Here is an 18215-nt window from a genome sequence, read left to right as displayed (position 1 = left end):
TATGTCTTTTTATACCACACTCATTACTCATTGATCTGAGGGTATTTACTCCAAACCAATGATGGAGCAAAAACAGTGCCTCTGATCCTGGTTATCGAAAAATCTGGATTCATATTTCAGGCAGCAAAAATAGGTTTTTCCTGTCAATGACAACACTATCTTTTTTATTTGATTCCACTGATTTTTTTTGCAATTTTGGTGCCGTTTCCTGAAACAATAGTCTGTTTAGAAGAAATAAACGCTGAGAAACCATGACGCAAAGTTTTTGTTATGAGCGTATATGGTTAGTTTTTCAGATGTAAGAAAAATCATGACGAAACAAGCCCCGATCACACCCCGATAAATCGGGGCAGGGAGGGACGAGTTCCGTCAGAGCAATAACTTAGACAAACTTTATGCTGATGAGAAGAATATTCATATTAGGACTAATCATGATGCTGTTGGCATCATGTGGTTCTTTGCGCAGGGGATCATCCAGGATGAATGAATCGCCTTATGCAGATGGCGTTAAAAATGAAGGCATTGAGGTTCGTGAAGACCAAATGCCTACAGCAGAAAAAGTGGAAGAAAAACGGAAGAACCTGAGATAGTTGTCAGAGAGGAAAAAGTGAGGTCGGTCGATATGACTGAAACAAGTGAAAATGTTTACCGGTATTATGTTATCATTGGTTCTTTCCGTTATCTTGATAATGCCAGGAACTACAAAAACACGCTCATTGATGAGGGGTTTGTCCCGGTAATTCTTGAAAATGAAAACGGCCTGTTTCGAGTGTCGGTAGCCGCATATAATGATGAAGAACCGGCTCGCCGTAATATTGCCTCCATTCGTCGAAACTACCCGAAATATAGCGATGTATGGCTGTTAATCAGAAAACAATAACAATAAATAAAAAAAGAAAATGTATCAACCCGTTCATTTATCCGATGATATTTATTATGTAGGTGTTAACGATCGCCGCACCGAACTATTCGAGAATATTTGGCCTTTGCCACGTGGTGTTGCCTACAATTCATACCTGATCAACGACGAAAAGGTAGCCCTTATCGACACAATAGAAATAGGGCAGGTAGAGAAATTTCTAAAAAAAATACACGCCATAATCGGCGATAAGACCATTGATTACCTGATAATTAATCACATGGAGCCCGATCATGCCGGAGCTGTCAGCATTATTCGCGAACTGTATCCGCAGATCAGGATCGTGGGAAACAAGAAGACACTGCCAATGGTCGAAGGTTTTTTCGGTATTAACGACAATATCATCGAAGTAAAGGAAGGTGATGAATTAGACCTTGGAAAACACAGGCTACAGTTTTATATGGCGCCCATGGTGCACTGGCCCGAAACTATGGTGACTTATGAGGCTTCCCGGAAAATCCTCTTTTCGGCGGATGCCTTCGGGAGTTTCGGCACATTGGATGGCGGAATATTCGATGATGAGATGGATTTTTCATATTTCGCAGATGAAATGCGCCGTTACTATTCCAATATTGTGGGTAAATACGGAAGTCCTGTTCAGAAAGCCCTCGAAAAACTTAAAGGACTTTCTGTTAGCACGATAGCATCTGCTCACGGCCCCGTTATCCGCAGTCATATTAACGAGGTGATTGATTTATATGATCGATGGAGCCGTTTTGATACAGATGAAGGTGTTGTTATTGCTTTTGCTTCAATGTATGGAAATACAGAAGAGATGGTTGAAGTTACAGCACGTGCCCTGGCTGAAGAAGGCATTAAAGAAATCAGGATATATGATGTTTCCAAAACGCATTCTTCTTTTATTATTTCCGATATTTTTAAATATAAAGGTGTTGTTTTGGCAAGTCCGACTTACAACAGTAAGTTACATCCCAATATGGAGGCCCTGGTCAACAAACTTTTGCACATGGGGGTAAAAAATCATTATCTCGGCATCCTGGGGTCTTTTACATGGGCAGGAACAGCCACGAAACAACTCAAAGAATTCGGTGAATCCCTTAATTGGGAGATAGTTGGCCAGCCGGTTGAAGAAAAACACGCTTTAAAGAAACAAAAATACGATGAGTGCCGTATACTGGGCAAGAATTTAGCTGAAAAGCTGATAAGTGAAAGAAAGTAAAAAGAGCTTCTTTTCCTTTCCTTTAAGACCGAGGCTGTCCCTGCATTGTTGGGGATGGCCTTTTTCTTGAGGTTGAGGCTGATATTGAGGTTAAGGTTGAGGTTAAGGTTGAGATTGAGAGAAATTGCACCACAGATATCATGGATTTACACGGATTTTTCAATTACCAATTATCAATTACCAATTAACTAATTAACCAATTAACCAATTAACTAATCGACCAATCGACCAATTCTTGCAGAGCGAACAAACAAGCAACCAGCAACAAGCACCTACCGCAACCCCATTTCTTCTATATTTTTATGCAGACTGTTAAGCGCCTTTCGAACGGCATGGTTAGCAGATTCACCGGCATCTTCAATAATACGCCTTCCAAGTTCAAACGATGGCACACCCGGAGGTACCTGTGTTGCGGTGGTATTAATAAGCCTGGCAACCTCTTCGCGGGCCTGCCGAATCAGTTCCCATGTATCGGACGGGATGTAGATTTGCATGGCCATGTTGTGATTAAACTCATTGCGGATGCTTTTTAGAAGATGATTTTGAAGCTGAAAAGCGTTCATCTCTTTTCTTTGTTCTCTTAAAACCAATGATTCGGGCGAAATTCTTTGCAGGAACAAAGCAAATCGTTCAAAAGCCTGGAGCTTCTGCTTAAGAATGATTTCTCCGGTTTTCATCAAAAATTCCTGCTTTCTTCGACGCGATTCCTGGTTTAGAAACCACCTGACCAGAATCAGGGTAAATGCAACTATTATAATTGAGGGAGCCAAAATCCAAACGATTTCTGTTGTTTCCATATCTCTTGTTTTGTTTCAAAGGTTAAATAGTGCTGTCTATAAAGCAGGAAAAGTTTCCTACTTATCATGTGTCTGTTCAGAAAGAGCCATTTACAAGGCTTGCGAAGTCCGAAAATACGGAGTTTACTTATTGTAAATGAGTAATTTTCGGACGAGCGTAACACAGTAAATGGCACTTTATGGACAGACACTAAATAGATCAGGACAGACAAAACTAATCAACCTTTATTTTCCAATGGCCTTTTTCCGAATTTTTTTTGAATCTCAGTGTCACTAATCTTTTACCAAAACATAATTCAGGCACTTGTTACCACTGAAAAAAAGCCTATTTTTGAGCTTTCTTTTTTAACCTGCATTATTCATAAATTTTCTTTTACGATGCTCAACGACTGGCAGCATATAAGCATATTATAGAAAATTGACCTGAAAATAAAATATTATACGAATGAGAACCTATTTATCGGAACGACTATCCCGCTTGCCTGAATCAGAAACCATTGCCATGTCGCAACGGAGTCGCGAATTGCAAAACCAGGGGATCGACATTATTAATCTGAGTGTCGGAGAACCGGATTTTCCCACCCCGCATCACATAAAAGAAGCGGGGAAGCAGGCCATCGATGACGATTTTACACACTATCCGCCTGTTCCCGGAATTCCCGAGTTAAGAGAGGCTATTGCACGAAAATTCAAAAGAGACAATGACCTGACATACACCCCTTCACAAATAGTTGTATCAACGGGAGGGAAGCAGGCCCTGGCCAATGCCATCTACTCACTTGTAGATGAAGGGGATGAAGTTATTGTTCCAGCGCCTTATTGGGTGAGTTACCCGGCAATGGTTCAATTGGCAGGTGGGAAGCCTGTTTTTGTGAGTGCAGACATAGACAGTGATTTCAAAATCACCCCTGAGCAATTGGAAGAGGCCATCACTTCACGCACCAGGGTGTTATTGATAAACAGTCCCTGTAATCCAACCGGAAGTGTATACTCCAGTGACGAATTAAAAGGTCTGGCAGAAGTTTTGTCCCGACATCCGGGGGTTTTTGTCATATCCGACGAAATTTACGAATACATAAATTATGAAGATAAACATCATACGCTTGCTTCTTTCCCGGGAATGCAGGAGAGGGTTGTTATCGTGAATGGTGTTTCAAAGGGGTATGCGATGACCGGCTGGCGTTTGGGCTATATTGCTGCTCCCGACTGGATTGCATCGGCCTGTTCGCGTTTGCAGGGGCAGTATACATCCGGCACCAGTACCATTTCTCAAAAAGCGGCTTTGGCAGCCATAAACGGACCGCTGGACGATACCCGTAAAATGGTGAAAGCCTTCAGAAGGCGTCGCGATCTTGTGGTCAAACTGGCCAACGAAATTCCCGGTCTGAAAAACAACAACCCAGAGGGGGCATTTTATATGTTTCCCGATGTCAGCTCATTCTTTGGGAAAAGCTATAAGAATAAGACGATAAATAATTCGAACGACCTTAGTTTTTATCTTCTCGAAGAAGTCCATGTAGCAACGGTTACAGGAACGGCCTTTGGCTGTGATACGTGCATCCGTTTTTCTTATGCCAGCAGTGATGAAATACTCAGGGAAGCCATGAAAAGAATTAAAGAAGGACTGGCCCGACTAAAATAGTGTCTGTCCATAAAGTACCATTTGCTGTGTTACGCTTGCCGCCAAAATACTCATTTACGAAAAGTAAACTGCGTTTTTGGCGGCTTCGCAAGCCTTGCAACTGGTACTTTCTGAACAGACACACATATTGTAAAAATTTTTGCGAGTTTATAGACAGGCACTAAAATAACTTCAGGGTTTTTGATAAGTCATACACAGGTCTTATCTTTACCTTTCTCATTAATGGAGATTTTGCTACTATGGGAAAAGAAACACTTCCGGTTGTAAACAGCCACGGCAATATTATAGAAATAAACGATGGATTGGTTCGTCAGAGAGAACACATAATTCTCCGGGATGTAAACCTTCATATAAAACCCGGTGAATTTGTTTATCTTATAGGCCGTGTAGGAAGCGGTAAATCCAGCCTGTTAAAAACATTTTATGGTGATTTGCCTTTTAATGACGGATATGGATTTGTGGCAGGATATCGTCTGAAGAGCCTCAAAAATCGTGAATTGCCATATCTGAGGCGACGGATGGGAATTGTTTTTCAGGATTTTCAGTTGTTGACCGACCGGAATGTTTATGATAACCTGCTTTTCGTGTTGAAAGCCACCGGCTGGAAGAATCAGAAAGAAATGGATCATCAGGTCAGGGATGTGCTGTCGAAAGTAGATATGGTGCACAAAGGTTACAAAATGCCTCATCAGCTTTCCGGAGGCGAACAACAACGCGTGGGAATTGCAAGAGCTTTGCTCAATCAGCCCGACCTGATACTGGCCGATGAGCCCACCGGAAATCTTGATCCCGATACTTCAGATGATTTGCTGGAACTTCTTCACTCCATCTGTCGTGATGGAAAAACCGTTGTTATGGCAACCCACAATTACGGGTTAATCAAAAAATTTCCGGGAAGAACCATTCGATGCGAGAATACCCGTTTAACCGAGTCGGCCACCGAAGAAATTGATTTCGACCAGTTGATTGAGTGAAGATTAGATAATTTTTTAGGTCGTGAATTTGATTTAGAGTCAAAATCTCTGTTACTTTGCAACTCAATCAAAACAAAACAAAAAGTTAATCAGAATGGAAATTGCAAGAAACAAATTTGTATCGCTTTCATATCAATTGCGTCTCAATGGTGCCGAAGGTGATTTAATTGAGGAAACCGGCGAAAGCAATCCACTTCAATTCGTTTTTGGAACCGGTAAAATGATTGAGATGTTCGAAAACAAGCTGGAAGGCCTTAAAGAAGGCGACAACTTCGATTTTGAACTTAAATCTCATGAGGCTTATGGTGAAGTTAATACTGATGCTATTGTTGATCTGCCGAAGAATATTTTTGAAGTCAACGGGCAGATTGATGAATCGCTGCTTAAGATAGGTAATATGATCCCGATGCAGGATGCCAATGGTAACCGGCTGAACGGAATGGTACTCGAAGTAACCGACAATACCGTGAAAATGGATTTTAATCATCCCCTTGCTGGAGATGACCTCCATTTCTCAGGTCAGGTACTTGAAGTACGTGAAGCCACAGAGCAGGAACTGGTTGAAGCCGTCGGAGGCGGATGCAGTTCAGGCAATTGCGGTGATGGTTGTAGCTGCTGACAAAACAAGATAATTCTAAAGAAAAGGTGTTTCACTGGTGATGAAGCACCTTTTTTTTGCTCATGTTTATCTGATCAGCTATTTTTACCGCACTATTGACATTAAAAAATAATAAAGATGGCAGGAAATACTTTCGGTAGCTTATTTAAGCTGACTTCATTCGGTGAATCTCATGGAAAAGGAATCGGTGGTATAATTGAGGGTGTCAGGCCAGGGCTGTTACTCGATATGGATTTTATTCAGCGTGAATTGGATCGGCGTCGGCCCGGCCAATCGAAAATAACCACACCACGTGATGAAAAAGACCAGGTGGAATTCTTGTCCGGCGTTTTTGATGGCAGGACAACCGGAACCCCTCTTGCGTTTGCCATCTGGAACAAGGATCAGAAATCGGGCGATTACGATAATCTTAAAAATTTATATCGCCCTTCGCACGCCGATTATACTTATGATGCCAAATATGGTATTCGCGATCACCGCGGCGGCGGGAGAGCTTCGGCAAGGGAAACCATTGCAAGAGTGGTTGCAGGAGCCGTGGCCAAACTGATGCTGCGTGAAACCGGACTTGAAGTTACAGCTTTCGTATCGCAGGTTGGCGAGATAGAACTGCCCGCAATACCATCCGATCTGTCTTCCATTGAGTCAACCCCGGTCCGTTGTCCCGATCAAAAGATTGCACAGCAAATGATTGAATACATCGATAATATCCGGGAAGAGAAAGATTCTGTTGGTGGTGTTGTAAGTTGCATTATTAAAAATGTCCCTGCCGGTCTCGGTGATCCCGTCTTTGATAAACTGCATGCCAAACTGGGACAGGCAATGCTGTCGATAAATGCGGTAAAAGGATTTGAATATGGCATGGGCTTTCAGGCAGCTTCAATGCGGGGATCGCAGCACAATGATGAATTTATTAACGAAAACGGGCAAATAAAGGCAAAAACGAATCGATCTGGAGGCATACAGGGCGGTATTTCAAATGGTGAAGATATTATTTTCAGAGTAGCTTTTAAGCCTGTTGCTACTATTCTTAAAGACCAAAACACCGTTGATAAGAGTGGTAACGAAGTGGTTATGAAGGCAAGAGGGCGTCATGATCCATGCGTTGTGCCACGTGCTGTCCCGATTGTTGAGGCCATGGCTGCCATGGTTTTGGCTGATGCATGGTTGATGAACAAAACCTATAAATGAGTCCACTTGTAAAATCTTTCAAATGCTAAAGAAGCTACCGTTACACTGGAAAATCATAACAGGTCTTGTACTTGGAATTTTATGGGCAGTTTTAAGTAGTTGGTTTGGATGGACTGACTTTACTGAAAACTGGATTGCACCCTGGGGCCGCATTTTTATTGATTTGCTTAAATTAATTGCGGTCCCTCTGGTTTTGTTTTCCATTATTGGAGGGATTGTGAGCCTGGGAAACCCGAAAGACCTTGGGAAACTGGGAGGAAAAACGCTGCTTCTATATCTTGCGACTACTGCAATTGCAGTTTCCATTGGTCTTCTTTTAGTCAACATCATTGCACCTGGCAAAAGTCTTGATTCAGATGTAAGGATAGAAAACCGTCTGGGATATGAGTTGTGGCTTAACGAGCAGGGACTTACTCCAAAAGACGGACGTTGGTTTTCCAGGGATTCGGCTTATGCCGGTATTCTTGACGATGTTGCTTCAAGACGGGGTTTCGAACAAACCGAAGAGGTAAGAACACGCCTCGAAACGGCTCAAAAGGCCGGTGATGAAGGGCCACTTGTTTTTCTTGAAGAGATGGTACCCGGCAACATATTTTTGAGTTTGAGTGATAATCGAAACATGTTGCAGGTCATTTTTTTCGGAATATTTTTCGGAATCGCCATCTTGTTTGTACCCGGGGAAAAATCATCCCGGTTAAAAGGGGGACTGGATGCCGTGGCAGAAGTGTTCCTGAAAATGGTTGAGATAATAATGAAAGCCGCCCCGTTTTTTGTCTTTGCTCTGATGGCGGGAATGGTCAACCAGATGGCAGGCGATAATCCCGCTCATGTGCTGGAGCTGTTTAAAGGTCTTACATGGTACGTATTGGTGGTGGTAGGCGGGTTGTTTATTATGGCTTTCGTAATATATCCTTCTTTCATGGGAATCTTTGTCAGGGGGCTCTCCTTTAAAGATTTTCTTAAAGGCATAAGTCCGGCTCAGATGTTGGCATTTACAACAAGCAGCAGTGCCGCAACTTTGCCGGTGACGATAGAATGTGTTGAAGAAACCCTGAAAGTCGATAAACGCATTTCAAGTTTTGTGCTGCCCATTGGTGCTACGGTAAATATGGATGGAACAAGTCTTTATCAGGCAGTCGCCGTGGTCTTTCTTGCGCAGATGCACATGGTCGATTTGAGCATAGGGCAGCAAATGACTGTTGTGCTGACTGCAACATTGGCAAGCATCGGTGCAGCGGCAATTCCCAGCGCAGGCGTGATAATGCTCATGGTTGTACTGAGTTCAGTGGGCCTGAATCCCGCATGGATAGGTATTATATTACCGGTAGACCGGATACTGGATATGCTGAGAACCGTGGTGAACGTTACGGGCGATGCAACGGTTTGCTCCCTGGTCGATAAAACATCAAATCTGGCTCCTTCGCCTGAAGAGTAAAGGATGAGCAAGGTACGTTGTTAGCTTTACAGAATTGAATGGAGCACGATTTAATTTTGACGAAAAGATGTTTCAGGTTCGCTGAAAAGCTCAATGTTTTCTTCCCTGAAACACTGATTGCTGTGGAATTTAAGTATCTCCTGCGAAAATGAAAACAAGAATGTTGATCCTTTATTTTCCTCCGAATAGAGGGTTAATTCTCCACCTAATAATTTTACAATAGCTTTGCAAATAGAGAGGCCTAATCCAACTCCACCGGTACTATTACGGGATGAATGACCGTTATCAAGCTGGCTGAAACGCTCGAAAATCTTTTTTTGTTGTTCTTTCGGAATGCCCGGTCCCGTGTCGAAGACAAAAAAGCTGAGCTTCTCTTTTTTCCTGCGAACTCCGAACCTCACATCGCCTTCGGAAGTTACTTTCAGCGCGTTGGTAATAAGGTTGGAGAAAACTTCAAACAGTAATGTCCGGTCAATTTCTATAACTGCAGTTCTTAAATCGTCGGGCAGGTCTTTTTCCAGGTAAATACCTCTCTTACGTGCCTGGTTGATGTGCGCATTGTAAACCTGTGTTAAAAGCGAGTTCAGGCAAAATTTTGCCGGTTTTATATTGATCAGGTTTGCTTCCAGCTTGGAAAGATCAAGAATGTTGTTGATCATATTAAGCAGAAGGTCGCTGTTTTGCCTTATAATATAAATATATTCCTGCTGTTCTTCCTTTTCTATGTCGGGATGTTGTAAAAGCTCGGCAAAACCCACAATGGCATTCATGGGTGTGCGTATTTCATGGCTCATATTGGCAAGGTAGGCAGATTTTTGCTTATTATCTCTTTCTGCCTGTTCCTTTTCTTTTACAATAACTTTCCTGGCATAGGCTAAAGCGGGAATGGCTGTGGTGAAAAGAAAAGCCATGGCGATGATATGATCCAAAATTCTTTGTTTATCTGAGAAATATGGTTGTATTAGTTGTGGATATTTCCATTCAATCAGAAGTAATATTACAATGTTTATTCCAATCAAAACAGAGATAACCGAAGCACCGGGTTTCGGGTTAAGATAAACAATAAGGGCCATGAAAACTATAAAAGTGGCCGGTGTAGGACTCATTGAGCCTCCGTTAAAAATCCAGAGTGCATTGAGTGCAGCAATAGAAGAAAGAAAGAAGAGCATTCTCCCTAAAAACTGAAGCTTTTTGTTGTTCTGCTTGTAAAGAAAAAGAACAATAAGAAATATTAAAGCAACCCCGCCACTCCAAAAAGAGACTTCTTTGGGGATGCCAATCAGTAAATTTCCAATGGTAACAACACATGCAAAACAGAAGGAAAGACAAACAACTAAACAGAAAAAGTGGTCTGAATAGTTGCTTTCCTTCAGTAATAACTTTTGGATTAGTTTTTGAGTATAACTTTTTAGCATACAGTGCTAAATATTTATCTCGCGCAAATTTCCAAAAATATATTAAAAATGTAAAGGCATTTTTGTAAAAAAACCATATTTTTGTGGCCGAATTAAAAGCAATGCAATGCGGGGTGTAGCGCAGGCCGGTAGCGCGCGTCGTTCGGGACGACGAGGTCGTCGGTTCGAATCCGGCCACCCCGACTGGTCAAAATTTCTAAGACCGGAAGATAATGTAAAAGCCGCATGAACATTGGTGTTCATGCGGCTTTTTTAATGAAAAATCATCGCTTTCTTTTCCTGAATTGAGTTGTAGGGTTTTCCATAAATTTATATATGCATAATTATATCTTTATTATATCCTTCCTATTTAAAAATTTATTGGTATCAATACTTAAACTACCAGAAAGGGACTGCTTTTCCCATTCCTGATAACCGTGTCATCAGCATACCAACCTGATTTGATACGAATTTTATACCAACCTGTTGGCAAATCTTTAGGCACAGACAGGAGCAAAACGGAAGTTGAGTTTACTTCTAAAAAATCAGTTAGTTCTAATTGTTTTCCTGCTTCATTTTCAAGAAAGAAACCGTGATCCTTTTTATCGGTAGGGAGTATTTTTAAATGGGCTCCTAAAATCTTAACTTTCATCCCTCTTTGGATTTTATCAAGAGAAGGCATTTCTTCTTCCACTTTTTTGTAGTGTTGAAAATTTTCCTCTTTTAGCTCGGTGAATTTCGGCAGTGCATCAAAATCAATCAATTTATCTATCCGTGCGTCTTCTGGTATGTGTTGCCCTTCCACTTTTATGTGCTGTTGCCCTTTACTAAATGTTTCGGGATCGTCAGGTATCACTTTGACATCAATAGGGGAGTTGCTCATATCGATTTTTGCCAGTTCCGGATCCTGGTACTTTGATTTTTTAAATTGGGAATAAAGCTAAAACCCCTGTTCGTTTTGATCGAAATGTTCTTCAGAAAAGTATCTTTCATGGGGTCTTTCAGTATCCCCATGACCTGTTTCATTTTGGTGTAGTTTTCAATACCTCCTGGTAGTTTGTAAATTATATCATCCGCATCAACGACATCGTCGGCAAAATATTGTCGAATCTTTTTAGCTGGATTCTTTGGATCTTGTTTTTCGAAATAATAAAATGCCATAGCCGTAATTTTTTCTTAAATTAGAATTAAAGATATAAATTTTTTAATAAGGATGCCTCGTTTACAAATTGTCAGGAATGGCGGTAATAATCACGTTATCCTCGTGGAATTTGCCCCAATCTTTGGGAGACTTATTTGTTGTGATAATCAAAGAAGTCTTATCATGTAATTTATTCGTATAATATTTGTTTATTAAGGTCGAATAGAACTCGCATGCAAGAACTTATACAGGTTCTTGTTGTGACAAATCTTGCCATGCTCGTTTCATTGATCCGGCAAAAAAACGCTATTGCCTCCTGTTTTGTGACGTGATACCCCATAATATCAACAATTCTTACAGCATTATACGATTCATCTTGCAGCTTAAAAACTAATATTCTAAAAATCTTTTGCCCTATCGATCAATTTTTCTGCATTAAAATCATCTTAACACAAAAATCTCAAAGCAGCTTTTCTGTTCTATTTCCTCAAATTGTTGTTAATTTGCATATAGTAAAAAGAGTACCATAAAACGTGTATGATAGAAAAGCTAATTTATCTTGAATCGGTTGATCTGATAGAGTTTTTGGGCGTGAAAAACACCAAACTGGATCTGATTAAATCCAGATTTCCAAAACTGAGGATTGTTGCAAGGGGCAATTGGTTAAAAGCGATGGGTGATGCCGCAGAAGTGGCAGATTTTGAAGAAAAGATCAATCAATTGCTTGAACATTATGAGCGTTATAATGTATTAACTGAGGATTCGATTAATAATATTTTATCAGGGAAAAAAGTTTCTCAGCCCGGGAATCCCGATGACATTATTCTGTTTGGTGTCAGCGGAAAACCGATAAAGGCCCGTACGGAAAATCAGCGTAAACTGGTGGAGGCTTATGAAAACAATGATCTGATGTTTGCCGTCGGCCCTGCCGGATCGGGAAAAACCTACACCGCCATCGCACTTGCTGTCAGGGCTTTGAAAAACAGAGTGGTGCGTCGTATCATACTCAGCCGCCCTGCAGTCGAGGCCGGCGAAAAACTGGGGTTTCTGCCGGGTGATATGAAAGAGAAGATAGATCCGTATCTTCAGCCGCTGTATGACGCCCTGCAGGATATGATTCCGGCGGTGAAGCTTAAGGAGTATATGGAAAACGGAACCATTCAGATTGCGCCCCTGGCATACATGAGAGGAAGAACACTTAACAATGCATTTGTAATTCTGGATGAGGCACAGAATACAACTACCAATCAGCTGAAAATGTTTCTCACCAGAATGGGAACAAGCGCCAAGTTTGTGGTTACGGGCGACATCACGCAGATTGATCTTCCCAACCCGCTGACTTCAGGTCTGGTGCAGGCAATGCGAATACTGAAAGGCATTGATGGCATTGAGCGTATCAAATTTTCAGTTAAAGATATTGTTCGTCACCGGTTAGTGCAGGACATAGTTGAAGCTTACGAAAAAGAATAACCATATATTTTTGATCTATGCAAAACGCTATTGTAGAAACCAATTTCAGTTTTCCCCGTCAGAAAGAAGTTTACAAAGGGAAAGTTCGTGATGTTTACAACATTGATGACGAGTTTCTGGTCATGGTTGTTTCCGATCGTATCTCGGCTTTCGATGTTGTGTTGCCCAGGGGAATACCTTTTAAAGGACAGGTACTAAACCAGATTGCCTCCAAATTTCTGGATGCCACTGCCGATATTGTTCCCAACTGGAAAGTGGCCACTCCCGATCCTATGGTAACTGTCGGACATTATTGTGAACCATTCAAGGTAGAAATGGTAATACGCGGTTATCTCACGGGTCACGCCTGGCGGGAATACAAAGCAGGAAAACGTAAGTTGTGCGGAAATCCATTACCCGAAGGGATGGTGGAGAACCAAAAGTTTGAAGAACCGCTTATCACACCCACCACCAAGGCCACTGTAGGGCACGATGAAGATATTTCACGCGAGGAAATATTGAGGCAGGGGCTGGTTAAGGAAGAGGATTACATTCAATTGGAAAAATATACTAAAGACCTGTTTCAGCGGGGCACCGAAATGGCTGCTGAGAAAGGACTTATCCTGGTCGATACAAAATATGAGTTCGGGAAAAAAGACGGCAAAATTTACCTGATCGATGAAATTCATACCCCCGATTCATCGCGTTATTTTTATGCCGATGGATACGAAAACCGTACTGAAAAACGGTGAACCCCAGCATCAGCTGTCGAAGGAGTTTGTTCGCCAGTGGCTGATCGAGAACGGTTTCCAGGGTAAGGAAGGGCAGAATGTACCTGAAATGTCGGATGATTATATTGCCAGGGTATCGGAGCGTTACATCGAGCTTTATGAAAAGATTACCGGAGAAACCTTCCAAAAGGCCAAAGCCGAAGACGTTGCCTCCCGGATTGAGAAAAAATGTGACCGAATATCTGAATCGCATTTTAGAATAAACTTACAAGAGTGTCCAAAAAGTAAGATTAAGTTAAAACCGAATTACCGAAATAGAACACAGATGACACGGATATGGCGGATTAGAGCGGAGATTATCCGCGAAAATCAGTTTCATCTGTATCATTCGCGTGCCATTAATTAGTGTCTGTCCATAAAGTACCATTTGCTGTGTTACGCTCGCTGCCAAAATCCTCATTTACGAAAAGTAAACTCCGGTTTTGGCGGCTTCGCAAGCCTTGCAACTGGTACTTTATGAACAGACACACAGTTTGTGAAAATTTTTGCAAGTTTATAGACAGGCACTAATGAGCATCTTGAAATTTTACACAAAAAGAAAGCTTGCTCTGGCAGGGAAATTACTGCCGGGCATGTTACCACTGATCCTTTTCGTCGTTGTAGAACTGATGTGGGGAACCACTGCGGGTCTGGCAGCAGCATTGGCTCTGGGAGTTGTTCAATTATTATGGTTTTGGTTTCGCGAACAGCGGATCGATAAGTTTGTTCTCGCTGACATCGGATTTCTTATTGTTCTGGGTGGACTGGCGCTTCTTTTTGATAATGCATTGCTGTTTAAATTAAAGCCGGTGTTTATAGGAGCCGCTATATTGCTGCTAATTGGTTATTCTGCCTTTTCAGATCACAATCTGGTTATGCTGATGAGTCAGCGCTATTTCAAGGGATTTATTGCCGGGCCTTTTGAGTCGTGGCTGATGCAGCAAATGCTTAAGGTCTTCTTCTGGTTGATGGCTGCGCATACTTTTATTACGTTGGCTTCAGCGCTCTGGCTGCCACATGCCTGGTGGGCTGCCATTAGCGGACCCGGTTTCTACGTGGTTGTTGTTCTGATGCTTTTAATTTCATGGCTGAAAAACAGGCAACGTAAAGAAAAGTGGAGCCGCAAAGAGTGGTTGCCTATAGTTGATGAAGAAGGAAAAGTGCAGGGACATGCACCGCGTAGTGTAGTACATAGTGGTAAAACCAACTGGCTTCACCCGGTGGTTCATCTTCAGGTTATTACGCCTGATGGCTTGTGGCTTCAAAAGCGCCCCGGGCACAAAACTGTTCAACCCGGAAAATGGGATACTGCGGTCGGCGGACATGTATCAAAAGGGGAAGACATACAAACAGCGCTTAGGAAAGAAGCAATGGAAGAGATTGGGATTAAGCCTGATAATGCAATTTTTTTAGGACGTTATCTTTGGCGAAGTGAAATTGAACGTGAACTGGTTTTCGTTTTTGCTTTATGGCATGATAACGTTATTATCCCGAATTTTAATGAACTTGACGGTGGCAAGGCCTGGGCTTTTTCCGATCTGGAAGCAGCAAGGGAGAAAAATATGCTGACACCTAATTTTGAAGAAGAATACCGGAGGTATGGTAATATACTGAAAGGCATGTTTGAAGAAAAAATGGCAGTCAGATGAATGCCATTATTCAACCGATAAGCCAAATAGAACTTATCCCTGTAACAGAAACATCGTTGGTTTCTTATGCAAATCGGGGAGCTTACCTTTCCATTCCGAAACAGTCCGGGTTTCTATAAATTCATCAGGCAGTGTGATGTTACAGGCGATGCAAAGTAAAGTCGCGGGACGGCAATAATTTAGTATGTCTCTGGCCATTGCATTGTTCCGGTAGGGAGCTTCAATGAAGAGTTGTGTCTGATTTTCTTTAACACTGCGACTTTCCAATTGTTTCAAAGCTTTAGAACGCTCATTTTTTTCTATGGGAAGGTACCCGTTGAAGGCAAAATTTTGGCCGTTCAACCCTGATGCCATAAGGGCTAAAAGAATAGAGGAAGGGCCGGTTAATGGTACCACTTTAATGCCATTTTGATGAGCAATTTTAACGATCCCGGCTCCGGGATCGGCTACACCCGGACATCCTGCTTCTGAGATAATACCGGTATCGTGTCCCTGCATAATTGGTTCCAGGAATGAGGCATATTCTTTGGGTTTTGTATGTTTATCGAGCACAAAAAATGTAGAATTGTCAATGTCCATTTGGGGATCAAGCAGTCTGAGATAACGTCGTGCCGTTCTTAAATTTTCCACAATAAAATGACGCAACCTGCAGGTCACCTTAGCTACATCGGAGGGTATGGTAAAGTTTGTTTGTTCATTACCAAGATGATTCGGTATCAAATAAAGTTTTCCTTGCATAGGTTATTGGATTTTCTGCAAAAGTAGCAATTTTGAGAGAGAAATGCAGAGGGCAGAGGGCATGGGGCAGAGGGTAAGAAGGGTAGAATGGCAGAATGGCAGAAGGGTGGAAGGGTTGGATGGTAAGTGTGGTATTCCCTCATCAGCTCATCAGCTCACCAGCTTGTCAGCTCGTCATCTCACCAGCAATTGCAGAATAATCTTTACATTATCGGGGAAAAAATGTAATTTTGTCCCGATATGTTAACACATCGGGAAATAGGGAATCCACATATTACTGGTGAAAAGCGAAGAATCACTTTTCAAACATGCAGGTTTTTCCGTTTTTCGCTATTCAAAATATTTATTAAAGACCTGGCTTTTTTTGGCCGGGTCTTTTTTTGTGCTTTGATTTAACCATATTTTTTAAACCACACATAAAAAGAATCCATGCTTCAGATGAAAAACCGGAGTCTTATCTCCATCAATGATTTCAGTCGCGAGGAAATTCTTCATGTATTGGATGTTGCTGAAGAATTTGAGTCGGACACCAACCAACCCTTACTGGAAGGGAAGGTGGTTGGCAGTCTTTTTTTTGAACCCTCAACCCGGACAAGATTGAGTTTCGAAACTGCCATCAATCGTTTAGGCGGCAGGGTGGTCGGATTTTCTGATTCGGCATCCTCTTCAACCACTAAAGGTGAGAGCCTGAAAGATACCATTCAGATGGTGAGCCGCTACGCCGATCTGATTGTCATGCGACATCCGCTCGAAGGCAGTGCCCGATATGCTTCGGAGCAATCATCCGTGCCGGTTATCAATGCCGGGGACGGTGCCAATCAGCATCCGACACAAACCATGCTTGATCTTTACTCGATCAGGAAAACGCAGGGCAAACTGGAAAATCTCGACATTTTTCTTGTAGGAGACTTAAAGTATGGCCGCACTGTCCATTCTTTACTTATGGCAATGTCAAATTTTAATCCCACGTTCCATTTTGTCTCTCCCGAGGAACTCAGAATGCCAAGAGAATACAAACTCTTCCTCGAAGAACATGGCATCCCTTATTATGAACATGGTGAATTGTCGGAAATTATTGATGAGGCCGATGTCATTTATATGACACGTGTTCAAAAAGAGCGTTTTTCCGATCCCATGGAATATGAAAGAGTAAAGAATGCGTATGTGTTGAGGAAAAACATGCTTAATAAGACCAAAGACAATATGCGTGTGCTGCATCCGCTTCCCCGGGTTAACGAAATCCATACCGATGTGGATAGCAGTCCCAAAGCTTATTATTTCGATCAGGCCAGAAACGGCGTCTTTACACGAATGGCACTCATTGCAGTTGTGATGGGATACAAATAGAGGGTTAAATAATGCCTAAACGCAAAGGCGCAAAGTTTTTATTAATGAAAGAATGGTGGTTTTGCCATCTGCTATGTAAACCTTTCATCAGTATAGAATTAGTCTAAGTTATTGGTCTGATGGAACTCGCATGCAAGAACTTATATATGTTCCTTTTGTGGCAAACTTTGCCATGCTCGTTTCATTGGCAAATGTCTGAAATAGTTTATGGAGCATCTTATATCTAAAAATCTAATGATCTAACAATCTAACAATCTATTATTCTGAGGTATTGACTTAAAAATGGAAATATAACTATGGTACACAATAAAGAACTGAAAGTAAGTGCGATCGAAAACGGAACAGTCATCGATCACATTCCTTCGGATAACCTGTTTAAAGTAATTACCATCCTTGGGCTTGATAAAATTACGACTCAGGTAACTTTCGGAGCCAACCTCGACAGCAAAAAACTGGGACGAAAAGCCATAATAAAAGTTTCGGAGGTATTTTTTGAGGATAACGAAATAAATAAAATTTCGTTGGTGGCCCCTCATGCCCGGCTGAATGTAATAAAAAACTATCAGGTGGTTGAGAAAAGAGACGTAACCATTCCAGATACCATTGTGGGAATTGTGAAATGTTTTAACCCCAAATGTATTACAAACAACGAAGCCGTTACTACTCACTTTAAAGTTGTTAACAAAAAAGATGTTGCCTTAAGATGCCACTATTGCGAAAAAATTACCACGCAGGAAGAACTAAGATTTGAAGCTTCGTGAATGGGACAGAGGGCATAGGGCAGAGGGCATGGGGGATAGAGATGGCCTCATATAGTGGCCTTTGACGCTGGATGCGGGAAAAGGATCGCAAGGAAGAAGAGTGGAAAGGCAGGAAGGTAGAACGTTGTTGGACAACACCTGATTTGCCCCGGATTAGTCTTCGGGCTTTTCCGAAACCTTCATGCAGGGGTGCAACAAGCTTTCGGGAGTTC

Annotated in this window: 20 protein-coding genes and 1 tRNA gene; 16 read left to right on the top strand and 5 right to left on the bottom strand. The window is 41.9% G+C overall.

Features of this window, described 5'->3' with window-relative positions:
- Positions 1–401: 401 nt before the first annotated feature.
- Genes OQ5_RS24495 through OQ5_RS0108390 form a run of 3 tightly spaced genes read left to right on the top strand, consistent with a single transcriptional unit; the run spans position 402 to position 2099 of the window.
- Complete coding sequence (locus OQ5_RS24495) at positions 402–590, top strand: hypothetical protein (protein ID WP_255297450.1); 189 nt, start codon at positions 402–404, stop codon at positions 588–590.
- 32 nt (positions 591–622) lie between these two features.
- Complete coding sequence (locus OQ5_RS24490) at positions 623–880, top strand: SPOR domain-containing protein (RefSeq protein ID WP_016777060.1); 258 nt, start codon at positions 623–625, stop codon at positions 878–880.
- A 19-nt stretch (positions 881–899) separates the two neighbouring features.
- Entirely contained in the window at positions 900–2099 is a 1200-nt protein-coding gene (locus OQ5_RS0108390; RefSeq protein WP_016777059.1) for an FprA family A-type flavoprotein, read from the top strand.
- A gap of 272 nt (positions 2100–2371) precedes the next feature.
- On the opposite strand, the gene OQ5_RS0108385 is transcribed toward OQ5_RS0108390, so the two are convergent.
- The gene (locus tag OQ5_RS0108385; protein ID WP_016777058.1) at positions 2372–2896 is read right to left on the bottom strand and encodes a hypothetical protein; all 525 of its coding nucleotides are present in this window, start codon (positions 2894–2896) and stop codon (positions 2372–2374) included.
- A gap of 445 nt (positions 2897–3341) precedes the next feature.
- Here OQ5_RS0108385 and OQ5_RS0108380 point away from each other — a divergent pair, with 445 nt between their 5' ends.
- From OQ5_RS0108380 to OQ5_RS0108360, 5 genes are all read left to right on the top strand, one after another.
- Complete coding sequence (locus tag OQ5_RS0108380; protein ID WP_016777057.1) at positions 3342–4538, top strand: pyridoxal phosphate-dependent aminotransferase; 1197 nt, start codon at positions 3342–3344, stop codon at positions 4536–4538.
- A gap of 239 nt (positions 4539–4777) precedes the next feature.
- Complete coding sequence (locus tag OQ5_RS20585; RefSeq protein ID WP_016777056.1) at positions 4778–5512, top strand: cell division ATP-binding protein FtsE; 735 nt, start codon at positions 4778–4780, stop codon at positions 5510–5512.
- A gap of 94 nt (positions 5513–5606) precedes the next feature.
- A complete protein-coding gene (locus OQ5_RS0108370) occupies positions 5607–6131 on the top strand; it encodes an FKBP-type peptidyl-prolyl cis-trans isomerase (RefSeq protein WP_016777055.1) in 525 nt (174 codons plus the stop codon).
- Positions 6132–6248: 117 nt separating this feature from the next.
- Entirely contained in the window at positions 6249–7319 is a 1071-nt protein-coding gene (gene aroC / locus OQ5_RS0108365; protein ID WP_016777054.1) for a chorismate synthase, read from the top strand.
- A gap of 22 nt (positions 7320–7341) precedes the next feature.
- Entirely contained in the window at positions 7342–8754 is a 1413-nt protein-coding gene (locus OQ5_RS0108360; RefSeq protein ID WP_016777053.1) for a dicarboxylate/amino acid:cation symporter, read from the top strand.
- Between the two features lie 50 nt (positions 8755–8804).
- Here the strand turns inward: OQ5_RS0108360 and OQ5_RS0108355 are convergent, their stop codons facing one another.
- Positions 8805–10169 carry a sensor histidine kinase gene (locus OQ5_RS0108355; protein WP_016777052.1) on the bottom strand — a complete coding sequence of 455 codons (1365 nt, stop codon included), beginning with the start codon at positions 10167–10169 and terminating at the stop codon, positions 8805–8807.
- Positions 10170–10278: 109 nt separating this feature from the next.
- On the opposite strand from OQ5_RS0108355, the gene OQ5_RS0108350 reads away from it, so the two are divergent.
- Positions 10279–10352: transfer RNA gene (locus OQ5_RS0108350), tRNA-Pro, on the top strand.
- A 190-nt stretch (positions 10353–10542) separates the two neighbouring features.
- On the opposite strand, the gene OQ5_RS0108345 is transcribed toward OQ5_RS0108350, so the two are convergent.
- Both OQ5_RS0108345 and OQ5_RS0108340 read right to left on the bottom strand, forming a co-directional pair.
- Positions 10543–11004, bottom strand: coding sequence for a DUF4469 domain-containing protein (locus OQ5_RS0108345; protein WP_176694067.1), 462 nt, complete (start codon positions 11002–11004; stop codon positions 10543–10545).
- Between the two features lie 23 nt (positions 11005–11027).
- Entirely contained in the window at positions 11028–11309 is a 282-nt protein-coding gene (locus OQ5_RS0108340; protein ID WP_016777050.1) for a hypothetical protein, read from the bottom strand.
- Positions 11310–11826: 517 nt separating this feature from the next.
- On the opposite strand from OQ5_RS0108340, the gene OQ5_RS0108335 reads away from it, so the two are divergent.
- The 4 genes from OQ5_RS0108335 to OQ5_RS21945 all read left to right on the top strand — a co-directional run bounded on the left by OQ5_RS0108335 (position 11827) and on the right by OQ5_RS21945 (position 15157).
- Positions 11827–12759 (top strand): PhoH family protein, encoded by a 933-nt coding sequence (locus OQ5_RS0108335; protein WP_016777049.1) that lies wholly within the window; start codon positions 11827–11829, stop codon positions 12757–12759.
- Positions 12760–12776: 17 nt separating this feature from the next.
- Positions 12777–13490, top strand: coding sequence for a phosphoribosylaminoimidazolesuccinocarboxamide synthase (locus OQ5_RS20580; RefSeq protein ID WP_255297449.1), 714 nt, complete (start codon positions 12777–12779; stop codon positions 13488–13490).
- A complete protein-coding gene (locus tag OQ5_RS24485; protein ID WP_255297448.1) occupies positions 13459–13875 on the top strand; it encodes a hypothetical protein in 417 nt (138 codons plus the stop codon). Before OQ5_RS20580 ends, OQ5_RS24485 begins: the two co-directional genes overlap by 32 nt.
- Positions 13876–14038: 163 nt before the next feature.
- Positions 14039–15157 carry an NUDIX domain-containing protein gene (locus OQ5_RS21945; RefSeq protein ID WP_016777048.1) on the top strand — a complete coding sequence of 373 codons (1119 nt, stop codon included), beginning with the start codon at positions 14039–14041 and terminating at the stop codon, positions 15155–15157.
- A gap of 33 nt (positions 15158–15190) precedes the next feature.
- Here OQ5_RS21945 and OQ5_RS0108320 read toward each other — a convergent pair whose 3' ends face one another.
- Complete coding sequence (locus OQ5_RS0108320; protein ID WP_016777047.1) at positions 15191–15895, bottom strand: SAM-dependent methyltransferase; 705 nt, start codon at positions 15893–15895, stop codon at positions 15191–15193.
- Positions 15896–15938: 43 nt separating this feature from the next.
- On the opposite strand from OQ5_RS0108320, the gene OQ5_RS23200 reads away from it, so the two are divergent.
- The 3 genes from OQ5_RS23200 to pyrI all read left to right on the top strand — a co-directional run bounded on the left by OQ5_RS23200 (position 15939) and on the right by pyrI (position 18003).
- Entirely contained in the window at positions 15939–16142 is a 204-nt protein-coding gene (locus OQ5_RS23200) for a hypothetical protein (RefSeq protein WP_141638865.1), read from the top strand.
- Between the two features lie 191 nt (positions 16143–16333).
- Positions 16334–17242 carry an aspartate carbamoyltransferase gene (pyrB, locus tag OQ5_RS0108310; protein ID WP_026055182.1) on the top strand — a complete coding sequence of 303 codons (909 nt, stop codon included), beginning with the start codon at positions 16334–16336 and terminating at the stop codon, positions 17240–17242.
- 296 nt (positions 17243–17538) lie between these two features.
- The gene (gene pyrI, locus OQ5_RS0108305; RefSeq protein WP_016777044.1) at positions 17539–18003 is read left to right on the top strand and encodes an aspartate carbamoyltransferase regulatory subunit; all 465 of its coding nucleotides are present in this window, start codon (positions 17539–17541) and stop codon (positions 18001–18003) included.
- Positions 18004–18215 lie beyond the last annotated feature (212 nt).

The organism is Anaerophaga thermohalophila str. Valhall (genome assembly GCF_000250735.1).
GTDB classification, from domain to species: Bacteria; Bacteroidota; Bacteroidia; order Bacteroidales; family Marinilabiliaceae; genus Anaerophaga; species Anaerophaga thermohalophila_A.
Note: the sequence above shows the minus strand (reverse complement) of the source record. Positions and strands in the feature narration are given on the sequence as shown.